The sequence below is a fragment of the Streptomyces sp. NPDC087270 genome (genome assembly GCF_044744625.1).
GTDB lineage: Bacteria > Actinomycetota > Actinomycetes > Streptomycetales > Streptomycetaceae > Actinacidiphila.
Genome location: NZ_JBIUYR010000020.1, coordinates 28,161 through 44,268, shown reverse-complemented (window position 1 = coordinate 44,268; position 16,108 = coordinate 28,161). Strand labels below are relative to the sequence as shown.

13 protein-coding genes, 1 tRNA gene and 1 pseudogene are annotated in these 16,108 nt (G+C 73.5%); 10 read left to right on the top strand and 5 right to left on the bottom strand.

The window, feature by feature from the left end:
• Positions 1-78 precede the first annotated feature (78 nt).
• Together ACIPAE_RS32055 and ACIPAE_RS32050 are read left to right on the top strand one after the other, a co-directional pair.
• Positions 79-2,661: a PQQ-binding-like beta-propeller repeat protein gene (locus ACIPAE_RS32055; protein ID WP_402450031.1), complete on the top strand. Its 2,583-nt coding sequence runs from the start codon at positions 79-81 to the stop codon at positions 2,659-2,661.
• A 162-nt stretch (positions 2,662-2,823) separates the two neighbouring features.
• Entirely contained in the window at positions 2,824-3,465 is a 642-nt protein-coding gene (locus ACIPAE_RS32050; RefSeq protein WP_329362085.1) for a hypothetical protein, read from the top strand.
• Positions 3,466-3,584: 119 nt separating this feature from the next.
• Here ACIPAE_RS32050 and ACIPAE_RS32045 read toward each other — a convergent pair.
• A tRNA-Trp gene (locus ACIPAE_RS32045) sits at positions 3,585-3,659 on the bottom strand.
• A gap of 266 nt (positions 3,660-3,925) precedes the next feature.
• A complete protein-coding gene (locus tag ACIPAE_RS32040; protein WP_402450028.1) occupies positions 3,926-5,413 on the bottom strand; it encodes an MFS transporter in 1,488 nt (495 codons plus the stop codon).
• A 113-nt stretch (positions 5,414-5,526) separates the two neighbouring features.
• Between ACIPAE_RS32040 and ACIPAE_RS32035 the strand changes: the two genes are divergently transcribed.
• Positions 5,527-6,423 carry a LysR family transcriptional regulator gene (locus ACIPAE_RS32035; RefSeq protein ID WP_366411749.1) on the top strand — a complete coding sequence of 299 codons (897 nt, stop codon included), beginning with the start codon at positions 5,527-5,529 and terminating at the stop codon, positions 6,421-6,423.
• 83 nt (positions 6,424-6,506) lie between these two features.
• Here the strand turns inward: ACIPAE_RS32035 and ACIPAE_RS32030 are convergent, their stop codons facing one another.
• From ACIPAE_RS32030 to ACIPAE_RS32020, 3 genes are all read right to left on the bottom strand, one after another.
• Complete coding sequence (locus ACIPAE_RS32030; RefSeq protein ID WP_402450025.1) at positions 6,507-7,085, bottom strand: alpha/beta fold hydrolase; 579 nt, start codon at positions 7,083-7,085, stop codon at positions 6,507-6,509.
• 126 nt (positions 7,086-7,211) lie between these two features.
• Positions 7,212-7,472, bottom strand: coding sequence for a hypothetical protein (locus ACIPAE_RS32025; RefSeq protein ID WP_402450022.1), 261 nt, complete (start codon positions 7,470-7,472; stop codon positions 7,212-7,214).
• 121 nt (positions 7,473-7,593) lie between these two features.
• Complete coding sequence (locus tag ACIPAE_RS32020; RefSeq protein WP_329362095.1) at positions 7,594-8,214, bottom strand: L-threonylcarbamoyladenylate synthase; 621 nt, start codon at positions 8,212-8,214, stop codon at positions 7,594-7,596.
• 174 nt (positions 8,215-8,388) lie between these two features.
• Between ACIPAE_RS32020 and ACIPAE_RS32015 the strand changes: the two genes are divergently transcribed.
• The 7 genes and pseudogenes from ACIPAE_RS32015 (at position 8,389) to ACIPAE_RS31985 (ending at position 15,955) form a co-directional block, all read left to right on the top strand.
• On the top strand, positions 8,389-9,612 hold the full coding sequence (locus tag ACIPAE_RS32015; protein WP_402450209.1) for a hypothetical protein: 1,224 nt from the start codon (positions 8,389-8,391) through the stop codon (positions 9,610-9,612).
• A 168-nt stretch (positions 9,613-9,780) separates the two neighbouring features.
• Complete coding sequence (locus ACIPAE_RS32010; protein ID WP_402450019.1) at positions 9,781-11,166, top strand: MFS transporter; 1,386 nt, start codon at positions 9,781-9,783, stop codon at positions 11,164-11,166.
• A gap of 130 nt (positions 11,167-11,296) precedes the next feature.
• On the top strand, positions 11,297-13,003 hold the full coding sequence (locus ACIPAE_RS32005; protein WP_402450016.1) for a purine-cytosine permease family protein: 1,707 nt from the start codon (positions 11,297-11,299) through the stop codon (positions 13,001-13,003).
• 26 nt (positions 13,004-13,029) lie between these two features.
• A pseudogene (locus ACIPAE_RS32000) lies at positions 13,030-13,419 on the top strand (GntR family transcriptional regulator); the annotation flags it as partial.
• A 103-nt stretch (positions 13,420-13,522) separates the two neighbouring features.
• Complete coding sequence (locus ACIPAE_RS31995; protein ID WP_402450014.1) at positions 13,523-13,960, top strand: UTRA domain-containing protein; 438 nt, start codon at positions 13,523-13,525, stop codon at positions 13,958-13,960.
• 142 nt (positions 13,961-14,102) lie between these two features.
• Entirely contained in the window at positions 14,103-15,569 is a 1,467-nt protein-coding gene (locus ACIPAE_RS31990) for an amidase (RefSeq protein ID WP_402450012.1), read from the top strand.
• 89 nt (positions 15,570-15,658) lie between these two features.
• Positions 15,659-15,955, top strand: a complete 297-nt coding sequence (locus tag ACIPAE_RS31985) for a hypothetical protein (RefSeq protein ID WP_329362107.1) — start codon at positions 15,659-15,661, stop codon at positions 15,953-15,955.
• Positions 15,956-16,108: the final 153 nt, after the last annotated feature.

Sequence of the window (16,108 nt, the reverse complement as noted above, 5' to 3'; positions counted from 1 at the left end):
TGTTCACGTGCCGGTTCGCCGCTCCTCGCGGGGCCTACGCCGGTGCGGCCGAGGGTGGGGGCCATGTGCAACCACGACATGAGCCGACGTACGTTGATGGGCGCGGGCGCCGCCGCGGCCGCCGCGCTCACCTTGGACATCTCCCCGGCGCTGAGCGGGTCGGCAGCCGCCGACTCCGGCGCCACCGCGACGGTTTCGGGGGTGGTGTACCTGGACCGCAGGAAGAACGGGACGGCGGGCCACGGCAACCCCGGCATCGCGGGGGTCGCCGTCAGCGACGGGGTGCGGACCGTCCTGACCGACCGCGACGGGGCGTACCACCTGAGCGTGGACCCGGGCCGCCGCGCGCAGACCATCGTCTTCGTCTGCGTGCCCGACGGCTACACCGCGCCGCTCGACCAGTACCGCGTCCCCCGCTTCTATCGCCGGGTCGGCGCCCTGAGCGGCGGTTCCCAGGTGACCGCCGACTTCGGCCTCGACCGCGACCACGCCGCCGGCGGCAGCGCGTTCACCTTCACCCAGATCTCCGACACCCATGTGAACACCATCGACATCCCCGAGCCGCCGAGCGACGACAAGGGTGCCGCGATCGGCCGGATCAGCCGCTACCTGGAGCAGATCGGCGCGTTGACGGCCGCTCCCGCGTTCATCCTGAACACCGGCGACCTGTCCTTCGACGGCGCGGACGGGATGTTCCAGGGGCTGCTGGCCGCGTTGAAGAACTCGCCACTGCCGGTGTGGCCGGTCGTCGGCAACCACGACCACGGTGGCGGCGGCTCGTTGGGCACCGACCGCTACCGCTCCTACCTGGGCCCGGAGTGGTACTCCTTCGACTACCGCGGCTGCCACTTCGTCGTGCTGGAGAACAACGGCGGCTTCGGCGTCGCCGAGCAACTCGCCTGGCTCCAGCAGGATCTGAAGCTGCACGCGCGGGACGCCAAGGGCCGGATGAAGAAGCTGATCGTGGCCACCCACGAGCCCTGGGACACCCCCGCGGCCGGCGGCTCCGCCGTCCAACTCCAGGCGTACCTCGACGCGCTGGCCCCCTACGGACCGCGCACGCTGCTCAACGGCCACAGCCACGCGAACTACGTCTCCGAGCGCATCGCGCCCAACACGGTTCAGTACAACACCAGTTCGTCGAACTACAACGACGACCAGAGCCCGATGGGCTACCGCGAGTTCGCGGTCACCAGCAAGGGAGTCAGGAGCACCTTCCGGCCCTACGACTACGAGCGCCGCACCGCGTTCCTCAACCCCCTGCCCGGGCAGACCGTCGCCCGCACGCGCACCGACTTCCAGGTCAACGTGTTCGACACCTCGGCCGAGATCGAGTGGGTCCGCTTCCGCGTCGACGACCGCGGCGGCTGGAACGACCTGAAGCGCACCGGCCTGTTCACCTGGTCCGCCCCCTGGAACACCAGGCAGCTCGGCCTCGGGCGGCACACCGCGCGGCTGCGCGTCCACGCCCGCGGCAACACCGCCTGGAGCGCGGAGACCACGTTCACCGTCACCGCCGCGCCCGCCGCGGTCCCCGCCGTCGCCAACCGGCCCGAGTTGCAGCAGTTCCACGGCGGCCCCGCCCACACCGGCATCGCCGCCGGCCGGGTCGGCCCCGAGCTGGACCTCCTGTGGAGCCACCGCTCCGGCGCCGCCACCGTCATGAGCTCCCCGGTGATCGCCTCCGGCGTGGCCTACTGGGGCACTTGGGACAACGACGCCGAAGCCGGCAACGGCCTGATCGCCGTCGACACCGCCACCGGCGGGCAGTTGTGGCGCTTCCCCACCCGCTCCCAGATCCAGGGCACCCCCGCGGTCAGCGCCGACACCGTCTACGCCACCGAGGTGTACGGCCTGCTGCACGCGGTCGACGCCCGTACCGGAAAGCAGCGTTGGAGCCTGATGCTGCCCGGCGTCAACGCCACCCTCGGCGGCTGGGCGTACACCTCTCCCACCGTCGTGGACACCACCGTGTACGCCATCGGCTACGGGTCGACCCCCCAGTGCAGCGCCATCGACGCCCTCAGCGGCCGCGTCCTGTGGTCGGCGCCCCTGGACGGCGGCTGGTGGAACAGCACCGCCCCCACCGTGGTCGGCGACAAGGTCTACATCAACTCCAACCCCTCCGAACTCGTCATCCTGGACCGGGCCACCGGTACCCGCCTCGCGGCCTCCAGCCAGCTCGGCGCCCTGACCCACTCCACGCCCGCCGTCGACGGCGACACCGCGTACGCGGGCGCGTTCGGCAACATCCTGGTCGCCCGGGACGCCACCACCGCCGCCGAGAAGTGGCGCTTCACCTCCACCGGCCCCTCCGTGCACGAGGCCGCGCAGATGGGCTCCTCCCCGGCGGTCGACGGCAACACGGTCTACGTCGGGTTCACCGACGGCCGGGTCACCGCCGTCGACAAGGCCACCGGCGGCCAGAAGTGGAGCGTGATGACCGGCGCCGCGATCGTCTCCTCCCCGACCGTCGCCGGCGACCTGGTGTGGATCGGCTCCATGGACGGCTTCCTCTACGCCTTCGACAGGGCCACCGGCGCCAAGCGCGCCGCCGTCGACATCGGCGCCCCCGTCGACGGCACCCCCGCCGTCGCCGACCACCTCCTCCTCGTCACCGCCTACGACGGCAACCTCTACGCCCTCACCACCCGGCGCTGACCCCTCGCCCGCTGCGGCAGCCGGTGGACGGCCGGGTTGCCCCGAACGCCGGCCGGCTGCCGCACCGCACGCGGGAGTCCAGCCCGCGACCCCGCCCCCACCGGCCCCGTCGGCGGGCACACTGGCTGTGGTTCCAACTGCCACTCGCCGTATGGGGGGACGATGCTGACGCTGTCGATCTCGGTGCTGGCCGTACTCGTGTCGCTGGGATCGCTCTTCCTCGCGTACGCGTCGGACCGGCGCTCCGAGATGCCGGTGCTCCAGTTCATGTGGGAGAGCGGCCAGGGAACGACCGGCGAGCCGAAGTGGTGGCTGGTCAACGTCGGCGCCGGCCCCGCCACGAACGTCGTCGTCGCGCAGTCGCTCCGCACGGGTCTCGGCCGCGGCCTGGCCCACGAGACGTGGTTCAACCCGGTCCTGGTGCCGTCGATTCCGGCAGGCGGCAGGCTGGCCCTGGCGTGGCTGGGGAGCACGCAAGGTCTCGACTGCGGCTTGGGCGCGAGCTGTACGGACGTCCACCGGTTCTTCTACACCACCAAGTGCGGCGACGACGTGTCGATGTTCCACGTCGGCTTGCACCTGCCGCGATGGCCGCTGCTGAAACTCCACGGGGAGAAGGCGGTCAAGACCTGGTGGGGCGTGGAGGATCTGTCCGGTCCGGAGTGGTCGCACGCCGCGGCGGGGTGCGTGCGCAGGCGCTGGTGGCTGCCGCGGCGGTTCGGGCTCAGCCGCCGCCTCGGGGGGTGGGCGGACCCCGTGCTCTCCTACCGCCCGCAGGCCGCCGTCAGCGGCGCCCCGCAGTGACCTCGCCGGCTCGGCTCAGCCGGCTCCACAGTGCCCGAAAGCCCCGCCGCTGCCAGAGATCCCGGCCCCCTCCGCGAGCGGAAACGTGTCGGAGGAGGCGACCGGCCGGGCGAGGTGGACGAAGCCGACCGGATTCGAACCGGCGTCCTCGCGGTTTTGGAGACCGCGCGCGTCGACCGCTGCGCTACGGCTTCGCCCAGCCGGAATCCTAGGCCCCCGCGCCGCGGACAGCTCCGGCTTCCGGTGCCCCTGGCGGCGCGGGCCGGCCGAAGGATCGTCACGACCGATTGGTCCCGCCCCGTACGGCAGGCCCTGGTTGTCGGCTGGGCGCCCGCGCGCCCCGGTGCACCGTTCCGGCTCGACCAGTCGCGCGGCTTCGTTCCGTGGCCGGGGGCGCTGCGCGCGGAGCAGTGCGACCAGTGATCCGCGGCGGGAGCGGGAGCGCCCCGTACGGCCGGCGTCAGCGGCTGAGCGCTGCCGGTTCGGGGGATGCCGCGGGCGGCCCGGACGTGGAGCGCGCGGCGAAGGCGACGTCGGCCGCGGCCACGACCAGGGCAAGCGCGATGAAACCGATGCAGTACAGCAGCCCCTTGGCCGCCGCGGCGGGGAACCGTCGGTGCGACGCGCCCAGCGCGCCGAAGAACGCCGAGCTGGTGACGGCGAGGCCCACCGCCGCTCCGATGCGTTGAGCGGTCTGGAGCGCCGCGGCGGCGGTACCGCCTTCGGACGGGGGCACCTCGTGCAGCGCCAGCGTCAGGTTCGGCCCGACGACCACCCCGCTGCCGGCGCCGGCGAGCAGGAACGGCCCCAGCAGGACCAGCCAGATCGGGGTGCCGTGCACGGTGCGGATCAGGACGACCGTGGCGGCGAGCCCGATCACCACGGTGACCGCGCCGAGCAGGACCAGGAGGCGGCCGAGCCGGATGACGAACCGTCCGCTCAACGCGGCGCCGGCCGCGGCGCCGACCGCGAACGGCACCCCGGCCGCACCCGAGGCAAGTGCCGTGTAGCCGAGCCCCTGTTGGAGGTAGAGCGAGGTGATGAAGGGAATGGCGCTGTACCCGGCGAAGTACGGCACCCCGATGAGCGCGGCGAAGACGTACGACCGCTGCCGCAGCAGCGCCGGATTGATCAGCGGCTGCCCGCCGCGCCGGCCGCACCGTCGCTCCCACCCCGCGAAGCCAGCCAGGACCACCACGCCGAGGCCGACGGCCGGCCACCGCTTGGCGCCACCGAAGGAGGTCAACGGCAAGGTGACCGAGGTGATGCCGGCGCCGAGCAGCAGCACGCCGACAGGGTCGAACCGGACGGTACGGCCGCCTGTCCGGTCGAGCCGCCGGCGGTCGTGAGGGATGCGACGCGCCCCGAGGGCGTACGCGAGGACGCCGATCGGCACGTTCACCAGGAACACCCACCGCCAGCCGTTCGCGTTCCCGGCTCCCTGGACGATCAGCCCGCCGGCCACCGGCCCGACGGCGGTCGCCGCCGCGATCATGGCGGCGTACCAGCCGTAGGCGACACCGCGTTCCCGCCCGACGAACAACTGCTGCATCACGCCGACCACCTGCGGCGTGAGCAACCCGCCCGCGACCCCCTGGGCCAGCCGGGCGGACACCAGCCACTCTCCGGACAGGGCCGACCCGCAGGCCAGGCTGGTCACGGTGAACAGCACCAGGCCGGACAGCAGGAGCGTACGGCGTCCGAACACGTCGCCGAGCCGGCCGGCGGGCACGAGCACCAGTCCGAAGGCCAGCGTGTAGCCGGTCACCGTCCACGACAACTCGCCGGAGGAGACGCCGAGCCCGGCCTGCATCGACGGCATCGCCACGTTGACGATGCTCACGTCGAGCAACGTCATGAACCCGGCGATCAGGCACACCGCGAACGCCGACCAGCGCCGCGGGTCCGTGCCGCGCCCCGGATCGGGTTCGGCGATTGATTCGACCACTCGCACTCCCTGGTTTCCCGTTCGTCCGGTCACCAGTCCACTGGGCTCGGCGAGGGGTGGTCAATGACCGATGCGCCCGTAGACTCATCACCGAACGGAATCGATGGAGATCAATGATGGAGCTCCGGCAACTACGTTATTTCGTCGCTGTCGCGGAGTTCGGACACTTCGGCCGGGCCGCGGCGCACCTGCACATCGTGCAGCCCGCGGTGAGCAAGCAGATTGCCGGCCTGGAACGCGAACTCGGACTCGACCTGTTCGACCGCTCCCGCCGGCAGGCGAGGCTCACCTCCGACGGCGAAGCCTTCCTGCCGCACGCGCGCCGGGTGCTGCGCGCCGTCGACCGGGCCGCGACCGCGGCGGCGGACCTCGCGGCGGGCTCGACGGGAACGCTGCGCCTGGGCGGCAACCCCGGTCTCGGCCGCCGGCTGGAGGACATCCTCACCGAGTTCCGCGAGCGGCGCCCGGCCGTCACGGTGCACCTGACGACGACCCGGTCGGCCCCGGAGAAGGTCGACGCGGTGCTGGGCGGCGACCTCGACGCCGCGTTCGTCGCGGCGGTGCCGAGGAGCCCGCGCCTGAGGGTGCGTCATCTGTGGGACGAGCCGCTGCTCCTCGCGGTACCCGCCGGCCGCGCGCAGGCCGCCGCCGGCCTGGTCGGCCTCGCCGACCTGCCGCTGTCGAGGACGACCCGCGAGGAGAACCCCGACACGTTCGACCTGATCACCGACGCGTGCAAGGCGGCCGGCTTCACGCCGAGGCCCGGCCCCACACTCGTCACGGCGCAGGACATCCTGCTCGGCCCGGTCGCGGCGGGACAGTGCTGGACGGTGCTGCCCGCGCACACCGCGCACGCGGACTCGGCCGCCGTGGCGTTCGTCGAGCCGAACCGGCCGATCCTGGAACCCACGTCGTTCGTCCTGCCCTACCCCTCCGCCCGCCCGGCCGCCGAGGAACTGCTCGCCGCCGTGCTCCAGGTGACGAAGCAGCGGACCGACGACCGTCGGTGACGACCGGCCGCCACGGCGAGCAGTCACGACGCGCGGGTCACGACCGGCGGGTCACGGCCGGCCCGATCCGGCGGCCGGTACGGTCAGCGGGTGGCCGTCACCATGGCTTCGTTCTGCGCCTCGACGATGTCGGGACGGTCGACGGGGATGCCGTGCGAGCTGTGCGCGGCCGTGACCAGACGCCGGTTGGGCGCCTCCTTCGCGAACGCGGCCTGCGCGGCACGCCACGCCCGCGCGTCGGGCGGCGAGGTCGGGAACAGCGTCTGCTCGGACACGATCGCAGTGGCGGGCACGCTCACCGGCCACGCGGTCCGTTGGTACGCGTGCTGGTCCGCCACGTAATCGGCGGCGACCGCCGGCAGTTGACGGTCCCCCTTCGTCACGGGCTTGCCCTTCAACGCGTCGACCTGCGCCTGGGTGGCCGCCGCGACCCGGACCACCTCGGCATCCGCGGAGAACCGCGGCACGCTCGCGTCCACCAGCACGGCCCCCGCGAACTGCCCCGGGTGCCGCCGGGTGGCAGACGTGGCGATCTCCCCGGCCTCCGAACGCGCCACCAGGATCACGCCATGGGTGGCCCCCAGATCGGTGAGCCCGGCCTCCAGATCCGAGACCGCGCTCCGCACCTTCCCCGGACCCGGCACCGCGTCGCCGGCACCCATCCCGTCCCGGAACAGTGGGTTCCCCGCGTTCCCTCGACGAGTTCAACCCTGCCGTGCCCCGCACACCCGCACCCTGCGGCCGAAACCCCGAACGGGGTGGACAAACCCCCGCCCCCAGCCGGGCTCCTACTCGAAGCGCGTGGGGTCGCCGGCGCCGTGATCCCCGGACGTCCCGCCGCCGTGAGGGATCGGTGGCACCGGGTCCGAGCGGTCGCGCTTCCGGCGCTCGCTCCACCAGTCGCCGCCCTGGAACACCAGCAGACCGCCCAGGAACGAGGACACCCCGGCGTACGCGAGGCCGCGCCCGTGCATGCCCTCCGCCCAGTCATCCGCGGCAACCGTCACGGCAGCCATCAACAGCGACCGGCCCAAGTTCACAAGACGCACCACGCCGCCTCCCCCCGACACCCGACCACCAGGGTGCCCTATTCCGACACCGCCGGGCCATGGACTCCCGGCACGCACGGGCGCCGGCGCCCCGGCAGACGTATGCGGGCCGGGCGGGCTCCTACTCGAAGCGGGTGGGGTCGCCGGCGCCGTGGCGGAGGATTTCGCTCGCGCCGCTGGAGAAGTCCACGACGGTGGTGGGCTCGGTGCCGCAGTCGCCGGAGTCGACCACGGAGTCGACGACGTGGTCGAGCCGTTCCTTGATCTCCCAGCCCTGGGTCATCGGCTCGCCCTCGTCGGGCAGCAGGAGGGTGCTGGAGACGAGGGGTTCGCCGAGTTCGGCGAGGAGCGCCTGGGTGACGACGTGGTCGGGGATGCGTACGCCGACGGTCTTCTTCTTGGCGTGCAGCAGCTGCCGGGGCACTTCGCGGGTGGCCGGGAGGATGAAGGTGTAGCTCCCCGGGGTCGCCGCCTTGATCGCCCGGAACACGTCGTTGTCGATCTGCACGAGCTGGCCGAGCTGCGCGAAGTTCTGGCACATCAGGGTGAAGTGGTGCCGGTCGTCGAGGTTGCGGATGGACCGGATGCGGTCGATCCCGTCGCGGTTGCCCAGCCGGCAGCCGAGGGCGTAGCAGGAGTCCGTCGGGTAGGCGACGAGCGCGCCGGACCGGATGCTGTCGGCCACTCCGCTGATGATGCGCGGCTGGGGATTCTCAGGATGTACGTCGAGGTATCGCGCCATCGGCCAAGCGTAGTACCCCGCTTGCGCTTTGCTGTCCGCCCAGGTCAGGCGCGTCGGCGGGGGTACGGGCGGCACGGAGTGGCGTAGTTCACGAAAAGAGCGCAAAAGGAACTTTATGCCATCAGCTGTCCGTCTGTTCTTGCGGTTGACCGTGAGAGGTGGGCAGTGTCTGACATGGGAGCGGGACGGGTCGGCGACGGGCCCCCGGAGCAGGGCGAGCAGGTGGAACAGGCCGAGCGCCCCGACCTGGGCAAGCACCCGGGGAAGGGCTCGCACGCGGAGCGAAGCGCGGAGGCGGAGCAAGGCGCGGAGGCGGACCGTAGCCCGGGGAAGGGCCGGCGCCTCGACCTGAGCGTGCCGCAGGTGGCGGGGAGCGCCGTCGCCGCGGTCGTGGCCGCCAAGCTCGCGTCCAACCTCGGCGTGTACGGGACGATCATGGGCGCCGGAGTGGTCAGCGTGCTGGGCACCTGCGGCGGCTCGCTCCTCCAGCACGTCTTCCACCGCACCGGCCGGCACGTCCACGAGGTGGCCGGGCACGTCCACGGGGCTGCGACGCAGGTCAAACCGAAGCTCCTCCGCTCGGCGACCGAGACGGCGGCTGCGGCGACGCGCCCGGCCGCCGATACGGGCACGGCCGCCGCGCGTACGTTCACCGCCGTGGAACCCCCCGCGCCCGCCGCGCCCGCCGCTCCCACGGCGATCGGTCCCGTGATGGACACGACGGTGGAACCGGAGGCGGAGCCGGCGGCCGACGCGACGAGCCCGTTCCCCCTGGACGCCACCGGCACCTTCGCGGGCCCCACCGCGTACACCGCGTACACCTCGTACACCACGCCCACCGCACAGATCGATCCCGAGAGCACCGGCTACTCCGAGGGCACCGTGCACCGCGCCCGCGGGCTGCGCTGGAAGCGGCCGGCGGCGGCGGTGGCGCTCGCGTTCGGCCTGACCATGGGCGGCATCACGGTGTGCGAACTCGCCTCGGGCCAGAACATCAGCGGCCACGGCAGCGGCACGACCATCGGCAACGCCTTCACCGGCGGCAACTCGTCGCACTCCAGGAAGACCCCGTCCCCCGGGACCACGGAGAGCCCCTCCGGCGACCCCTCCACCGGCACGCGGGACGGGGGCGACCCCACGCCGTCCGGTACCCGTCCGAGCACCGGCGGCACCGCGCCCACCTCCCCCACCCCCTCCCGGACGCCGAGCACCGGAACCGGAACGGGCGGCGGCGCGAACACGGGCGGCGGCACGGGGACCAGCGGCGGCACGGGTACGGGCGGCGCCGGCACGGGCGGGTCCGTCCGGCCCTCCCCGTCCGCCCCGTCGGTGTCCCCCTCCCCCTCCGCCAGCGGCAACCCGGGCGGCGGCGGGGCCGACGCGCAGGACCTGCCGTAGCCCTCGGCCGCACCGTCCGGGACACCCGCGCCATCCGCCGCTCTCGCCCCACCCACCCCACCCCGTACATGTGTCGACGTCAAGTATCTTGACGTCAAGCAATATCCCGGGGCAGACTCACGTGGTCTCTCGATATCGAGAGACATTCGCGACGAAGGGGGCGGGCACATGCGCGGCGGGGGAACCGGCCGGCCGGTCCGGGAACAGCGGCACGGCAGCCTGATCGCCCAGGTACGGAACCCGCCGGGTGGCCGAGACGCGCGGACGATGCTCTTCGCCCTGCTGCTGGACCGCACCGGCTCCGGCATGTGGTCCGCGGTCTCGGTGCTCTACTTCACCTTCGTGACCGGGCTCGACGCCCGGCAGGTCGGGCTGCTGCTGGGCGTGGCCGGCGCGACCGGCATCGCCGGGTCCCCGCTGGCCGGCCGGCTCGCCGGCCGGTTCCCGCTCCGCCCCCTGCTGCTCGGGTCCCACCTGCTGCGGATGGCGGCCGTCGTCCTGCTGCTGGTCTGCGGCGACTTCGGCACGCTGCTGCCCGTGGTCGCCGTCATCTGCGTCGCCGACCGCGCGGCGAAGACGTGGGAGACGCTCTTCGCCACCCGCGCCGCGGGGCCGGAGCGCACCCGGTACCGGGCCCTGTCGCGCGTCATGATGAACGCCGGCTACGGCGTGGGCGCGGGCGTCGCCGCCCTCGGACTCGCGGTGGGCACCCGCGGCGCGTACACCGCCCTCGTGCTCGGCAACGCGCTGTCCTTCCTGCTCGCCGGCGCGCTGGTCGCGCGCACCCGCGAGTCGCGCCGGTCGTACGAGGCACCGGCGCGGGAGCACGGCGGCGCCGTCGGGCCGGCACCCGGCACGAACCCCTGGCGCGACCCCGGCTACCTGCTGTTCGTCCTGCTCGACACACCCCTGAACATCGACGACGCGATCCTCAACGTCGGCCTGCCGCTGTGGCTGGTGAACCACACCAGCGCGCCGCACACCGTGGTGCCCGCGTTCCTGATCGTCAACAACATCCTGGTCGTCGGCTGCCAGATGCCGGTGTCCGCCCGGATCGACGGCCCGCGCCGCGCACTGGGGGCGGTGGTGGCGTACGGCGGCGCCCTGCTCGCCTGCTGCGTCCTGGTGGCGCTGTCGGCCGGCGGGGGCCCGGTCACCGCCTCGGTGCTGCTGCTGGCCGCGGCGGTGGCGGTGACCGGCGCGGAGATGATGCGGGCGGTGAGTTCGTGGGAGCTGTCGGTCTCCATGGCGCCGGCCCGGTCGCAGGCGGCCTACCTCGGGGTCGCCGGGGTCTCGCAGGGCGTGGCGCGGTCGGCCGGCCCGGTGGTGCTCACCGGCGCGGTGATGGTCGCCGGTCCGGCCGGCTGGCTGGTGCTGGGGACCGCGGTGGCCGGCGTGTCGCTGGCCCAACGCCGCTGCTCCGCACGCCGGCTGGACACCCTGCTCCCGCCGGAGCGGCCTGGCCCGAAACAGCCGCCGCGGGCGGCCGGCGAGCGGCGCATGGCGGCCGGGACCGGCGTTCCGGCCCCGGGCGCGGCCGATCAGCGCAGGTAAGCGGGGTGGGCGCGGCCCGGCGGGCGGCGTAGCGAGGCGTAAAGCGGCGCGGCATCCGCACGAAACACACCATTCATAGCTTCCCGGCCAAGCCGCCTGCGACGGCTCCGCTACGAAGGAGATGGTGGGTATGGGCCTGGCCGACAACCCGGAGATGGAAGACTACTCGCTACGTTTCACCCCCGCGGCCTTCCGCAAGTGGTCGCCGTGGATGGTGTTCCTGTCCTGCCTGGTGGGCATCTCGGCCATGGCGGGGTACGCCCTGGACGCGGCCTTCGTCGACGCGTACGGCTTCGGCAACGCGCTGGTCGGCTTCCTGGTGGCCGCGGCGGTGACGGTGCCGCTGACCTTGGTGCTCGCCTTCGCCATCGCCCGCAAGCACGTAGACATCGACCTGCTGACCCGCGGTTCGGGCTTCGGCTACCTCGGCTCGACTCTCACCTCGCTGGTGTACGCGACGTACACGCTGATCTTCCTCGCCTACGAGGGCGCCATCATGGCGCAGGCGGTCACCGCGCTGACCCACCTCGACATCCACCTGTCGTACGTGCTCGTGGCCGCGGTGATGATCCCGCTGACGCTGTACGGGATGACGTTCAGCTCCAGGTTCCAGGCGTGGACCTGGCCGTTGTGGGTGGCGCTGATCGGCCTGGCGGTGGGGGCGGCGATCACCTCGCCGGACGCCGGGCACCACATGACCTCGCCGGCCACCGTGTCGGCGTCGGGGGCGGCCGGGATCGGCGTGCTGGCGGTCTTCACCATCGCGGCCGCACAGCTGTCACTGGCCACCCAGATCGGTGAACAGGGCGACTACCTGCGGCTGATGAAGGACCCGGAGCCGGGCCGGGAGCGCGGCTGGCGGCTCGCGGTGATCTTCGGCGGACCGGGCATGTCGCTGTTCGCGGTGGCCATCTTCTTCGCCTCCACGCTGCTGGTCGGCTACGCCGGCACCAAGGCCGACGCGAGCGTGGTCGCGGTGCCGGTGGACCTGTTCACGGTGGTCTTCGAGCGGGTGACCGGCGGCCACACCTCGGCGCTGGTGCTGGCCGGCAGCCTGGTGCTGCTCTCCCAGCTCAAGATCAACATCATGAACACCTACTCGGGTTCGCTGTCCTGGTCGAACTTCTTCTCCCGGCTGCTGCACCGCCACCCCGGCCGCGCCGCCTGGGTCTTCTTCCAGGTCGGCCTGGCGCTGGTGCTGATGGAGCTGGACATCTTCCACCACATCGTCACGGTGCTGACCTGGTACGCCAACATCGGCGTCGCCTGGATCACCGCGATGTTCAGCGACCTGGTGATCAACAAGCGCTGGCTGCGGCTGAGTCCGCCGCAGCTCGTCTTCCACCGGGCACACCTGTACAACGTCAACCCGGTGGGCTTCGGCTCGATGCTGATCGCCGCGGCGGTGTCGATGACCGCCTCCTACAAGGTGTTCGGCCCGACCGCGGCGGCGCTGGCGCCGTTCCTGTCCGTCGGCCTGGCGCTGGTGCTGCCGCCGCTGATCGCCGCCGCGACCCGGGGCCGCTGGTACATCGCCCGGCTCAGCGAACTCCCCGCGGGCGCGGAGGAGTTGCCGTGCGCGGTGTGCGGCGGCGACTACGACGTGTCCGACCTGGCGACCTGCCCCTTCCACCGCGGCACGATCTGCTCGCTGTGCTGCTCGACCGAAGGCGCCTGCCACGACCGCTGCAAGCCGAACGCCTGGCGGCCGCCGGCCGGTGCCACGATGCTCGGCATGCCGGCGATGCCCGTCCTGGTCGCCCGCGGTGGCGACGATCCGGCCGCGGTGGGCGCGCACGCCGGTGGCCAGGCTGCCGTCGAGGAGGCCCAGGCGTGAGGGCATCGGCCGCGACCGCGGAACGTATGACGGAGACGGAGACGGAGCCGGACGCGGAACCGGCGCTGGAGCCGACGCTGGAACCGGACCGCGCGCCGCACCCGCCGGCCGCGGCGCCCGCCGAGCGCAACGCGCTCGTGCGGGACCGGAAACCCGGCGGCAACCGGATGCGGCCAGCATGGCACCGGATGAGACCCGTACCGCCTTCCCCCGGCCGCCGCGAGACCGCGCGCGTCCACGAGGTGCGCCGGCTGCGGGACATGATCAGGACCACCATCCAGCGCGACGGCTACCCCGGCGGCCTGCTCCCGCACGAGTCCGAGCTGATGGCCGGCCACGGGATGTCCCGGGCCACCGTCCGGGAGGCGCTGGCCATGCTGCGCGCCGACGGTCTGATCGAGCGCACCCAGGGCATCGGCACCCACGTGGTGACCGCCACCGTGACCACCGGCCTGGCCGAGGCACACGGCGCGGTACGGCCCACCGCCAACGGCCTCTTCGACCGGCGGATGCGCCCGGGTGCTGGACCGCAGCCGGATTCCGGTGCCCGGCACGGTCGCCGAACGCCTCGGCGTCCCGCTCGGCACCCCCTGCCTGCGCCTGGAGTACGTCGGCCTGCTCGACGAGGAACCGCTGCTCGTCGCCACCAACTACGCCCTCTACCCCGAGGCGGAGCGGCTGGGCGACAGCCCGTTCGTCTCGGACTGGTACGCCCTGATGGCGGCGGCCGGCGCGGCCTTCGGGCAGTCGGAGTTCGTGATCGGCTCCGAACTGGCCGACCCGCTCACCGCCGACATGCTGGGCCTGCGCCCGGGAGCACCGCTGCTCGCGATGGAACAGGTCATCTACGACCCGGACGGGCGGCCGTTCGACGTGGCGTTCATCTACACCCGCAGCGACCGGATGCGGTTCATGTCCAGGGCCGTGGTGGACATCCCGCCGCCGGCCGGCGCCTGAGCGCCGCACCGCGCCGCGCCGTTCCGGCACCCCGCCGTTCCAGCACCTCACCGCCCCACCACGCAGCCGCCCCAGCACGCGGCCGCGCCCGGTCGCGCCGCCGCCAACTCCCCTTCCCGCCAAGAACTTTGGAGCTGCCACCATGACCACCACGACCACCACGACCACCACAACAGCCACGACCACCGCCGCCACCGCCCTGCCGGTGACGCTCACCGACGCGGCAAGGGCGCTGCGCGAGGGCACCGTGACCTCGACCGCCCTCACCCGGGCCGCGCTGGCCGCCGCCGACCGGCTGGACGCGGCGACCGGAACGTACCTGCACCGGCTCGACGCCTACGCGCTGGCCACCGCCGAGCGCGCCGACCGGGAGCTGGCCGACGGCCTGGACCGCGGCCCGCTGCACGGCATCCCGTTCGGCGTGAAGGACATCCTGGCGATGGCGGAGGGCCCGACCACCGCGCAGAGCCTGATCCTGGACCGCCGGTGGGGTGCGGACAAGGACGCGCCCGTGGTCGCCCGGCTGAAGGCGGCCGGCGCGGTGATCACCGGCAAGACCTCCACCATGGAGTTCGCCTGCGGCATGCCCGACACCGACAAGCCGTTCCCGGTGCCGCGCAACCCGTGGGACACCGCGACCTGGCCGGGCGGGTCCAGCTCCGGCACCGGCACCGGAGTGGCCGGCGGGCTGTTCCTGGCCGGGCTCGGCACCGACACGGCCGGCAGCATCCGCATCCCGGCCGCCTTCTGCGGGGTGACCGGGCTGATGCCGACCTTCGGCCGGGTGCCCAAGTCCGGCTGCGTGCCGCTGGGTTACAGCCTCGACCACATCGGCCCGCTGGCCCGCAGCGCCCGCGACTGCGCGGCGGTGCTCGAAGTGCTGGCCGGCCCGGACGCCAGCGACCCGGACTGCGTGGACGCGCCGTTCACCGCTCCCGCCCTGACCGGCGACCTCACCGGCCTGCGGATCGGCCTGGTGCGCGAGCACCACTTCCCCGAAGGCAGCGACCCGGCGGTGGAACCCGCCTTCGAGGCGGCGGCCGCGGTGCTGGCCGAGCGCGGCGCGACCGTCGTCGAGACGGTGCTGCCGTACTGGTCGGAGATGATCACCGCCGACATGGTCACCATGTCCTGCGAGGCGCTCGCCTACCACCGCACCGACCTGTCCGACCGCTGGGGCGACTACTTCCGCTCCACCCGCGCCACCATCGCGCTGGGCGCGCTGGTCTCCGGTGCCGACTACGTCCAGGCCCAGCGGGTGCGCCGGGTCGCCCAGGACGCGCTCGCCCGGCTCTTCCGCGAGGTCGACGTCGTCGCCTGCCCGACCATCTCGGTCGGCGCGCCCGCCTACGAGTCGGTGGTCGACGCCGAGGGCCGGCTCGACGTGGAGGCGCTCTTCCGCTTCATCCACACGCCGTACTGGGACAGCGTCGGCAACCCCGTCATCGCGCTGCCGATGGGCTTCACCGCCGCCGGGCTGCCGCTGTCCCTGCAACTCGCCGGACCCGCCTTCGGAGAGGCGGTGCTGCTGCGGGCCGCCGACGCCTTCCAGCAGTCCACCGACTGGCACCTGCGGGTGCCGGCCGGCGCGGCACCGTACCCGGGCTGACCGCACCGGACCGCCCGCACCGCCCGCACCGCCCAGCCCCGACCCGCACCCCGGCGCGCCCGCGCCGCACCCTCGGAAGGACCCCCGCCATGAACGACGCATCGCCCAACAGCGCGACGCCGCACGCCGGTTCGGACGTTCCCGGCTCGCAGCAGACCGGTCCGCAGGACGCCGGCGCCGACGAGACGACCACCCGACTCCTGCTCGCCGCCGCCTCGTTGCCCGCCGACGCGGGCGAACTCGCCCTCCTCACCGCGCAGTACCCGCGGCGCCGCGCCGACGTGGACGCGCTCTACGCGGTGCCGGCCGCCCGCTACGCCGACCCCGCACTGCGCTTCCGGGCCGGCGCCACCATCGAGGAGTGGGCGCGGCCGGCGGCCGGCTGACCGCTCCCCCACGCCGACGGCCGCCGGGGGGGGCCCGGGGGGGCCCGGGCCCCCCGGGGGCCCGCCCCCCGGGGGGGGGGCGGCGGGCCGACGGGGGCGGCGGCGGTGGCCGAGACCGTGCAGGTGTTAGGGCCGAATCCGGGGACCACCCGG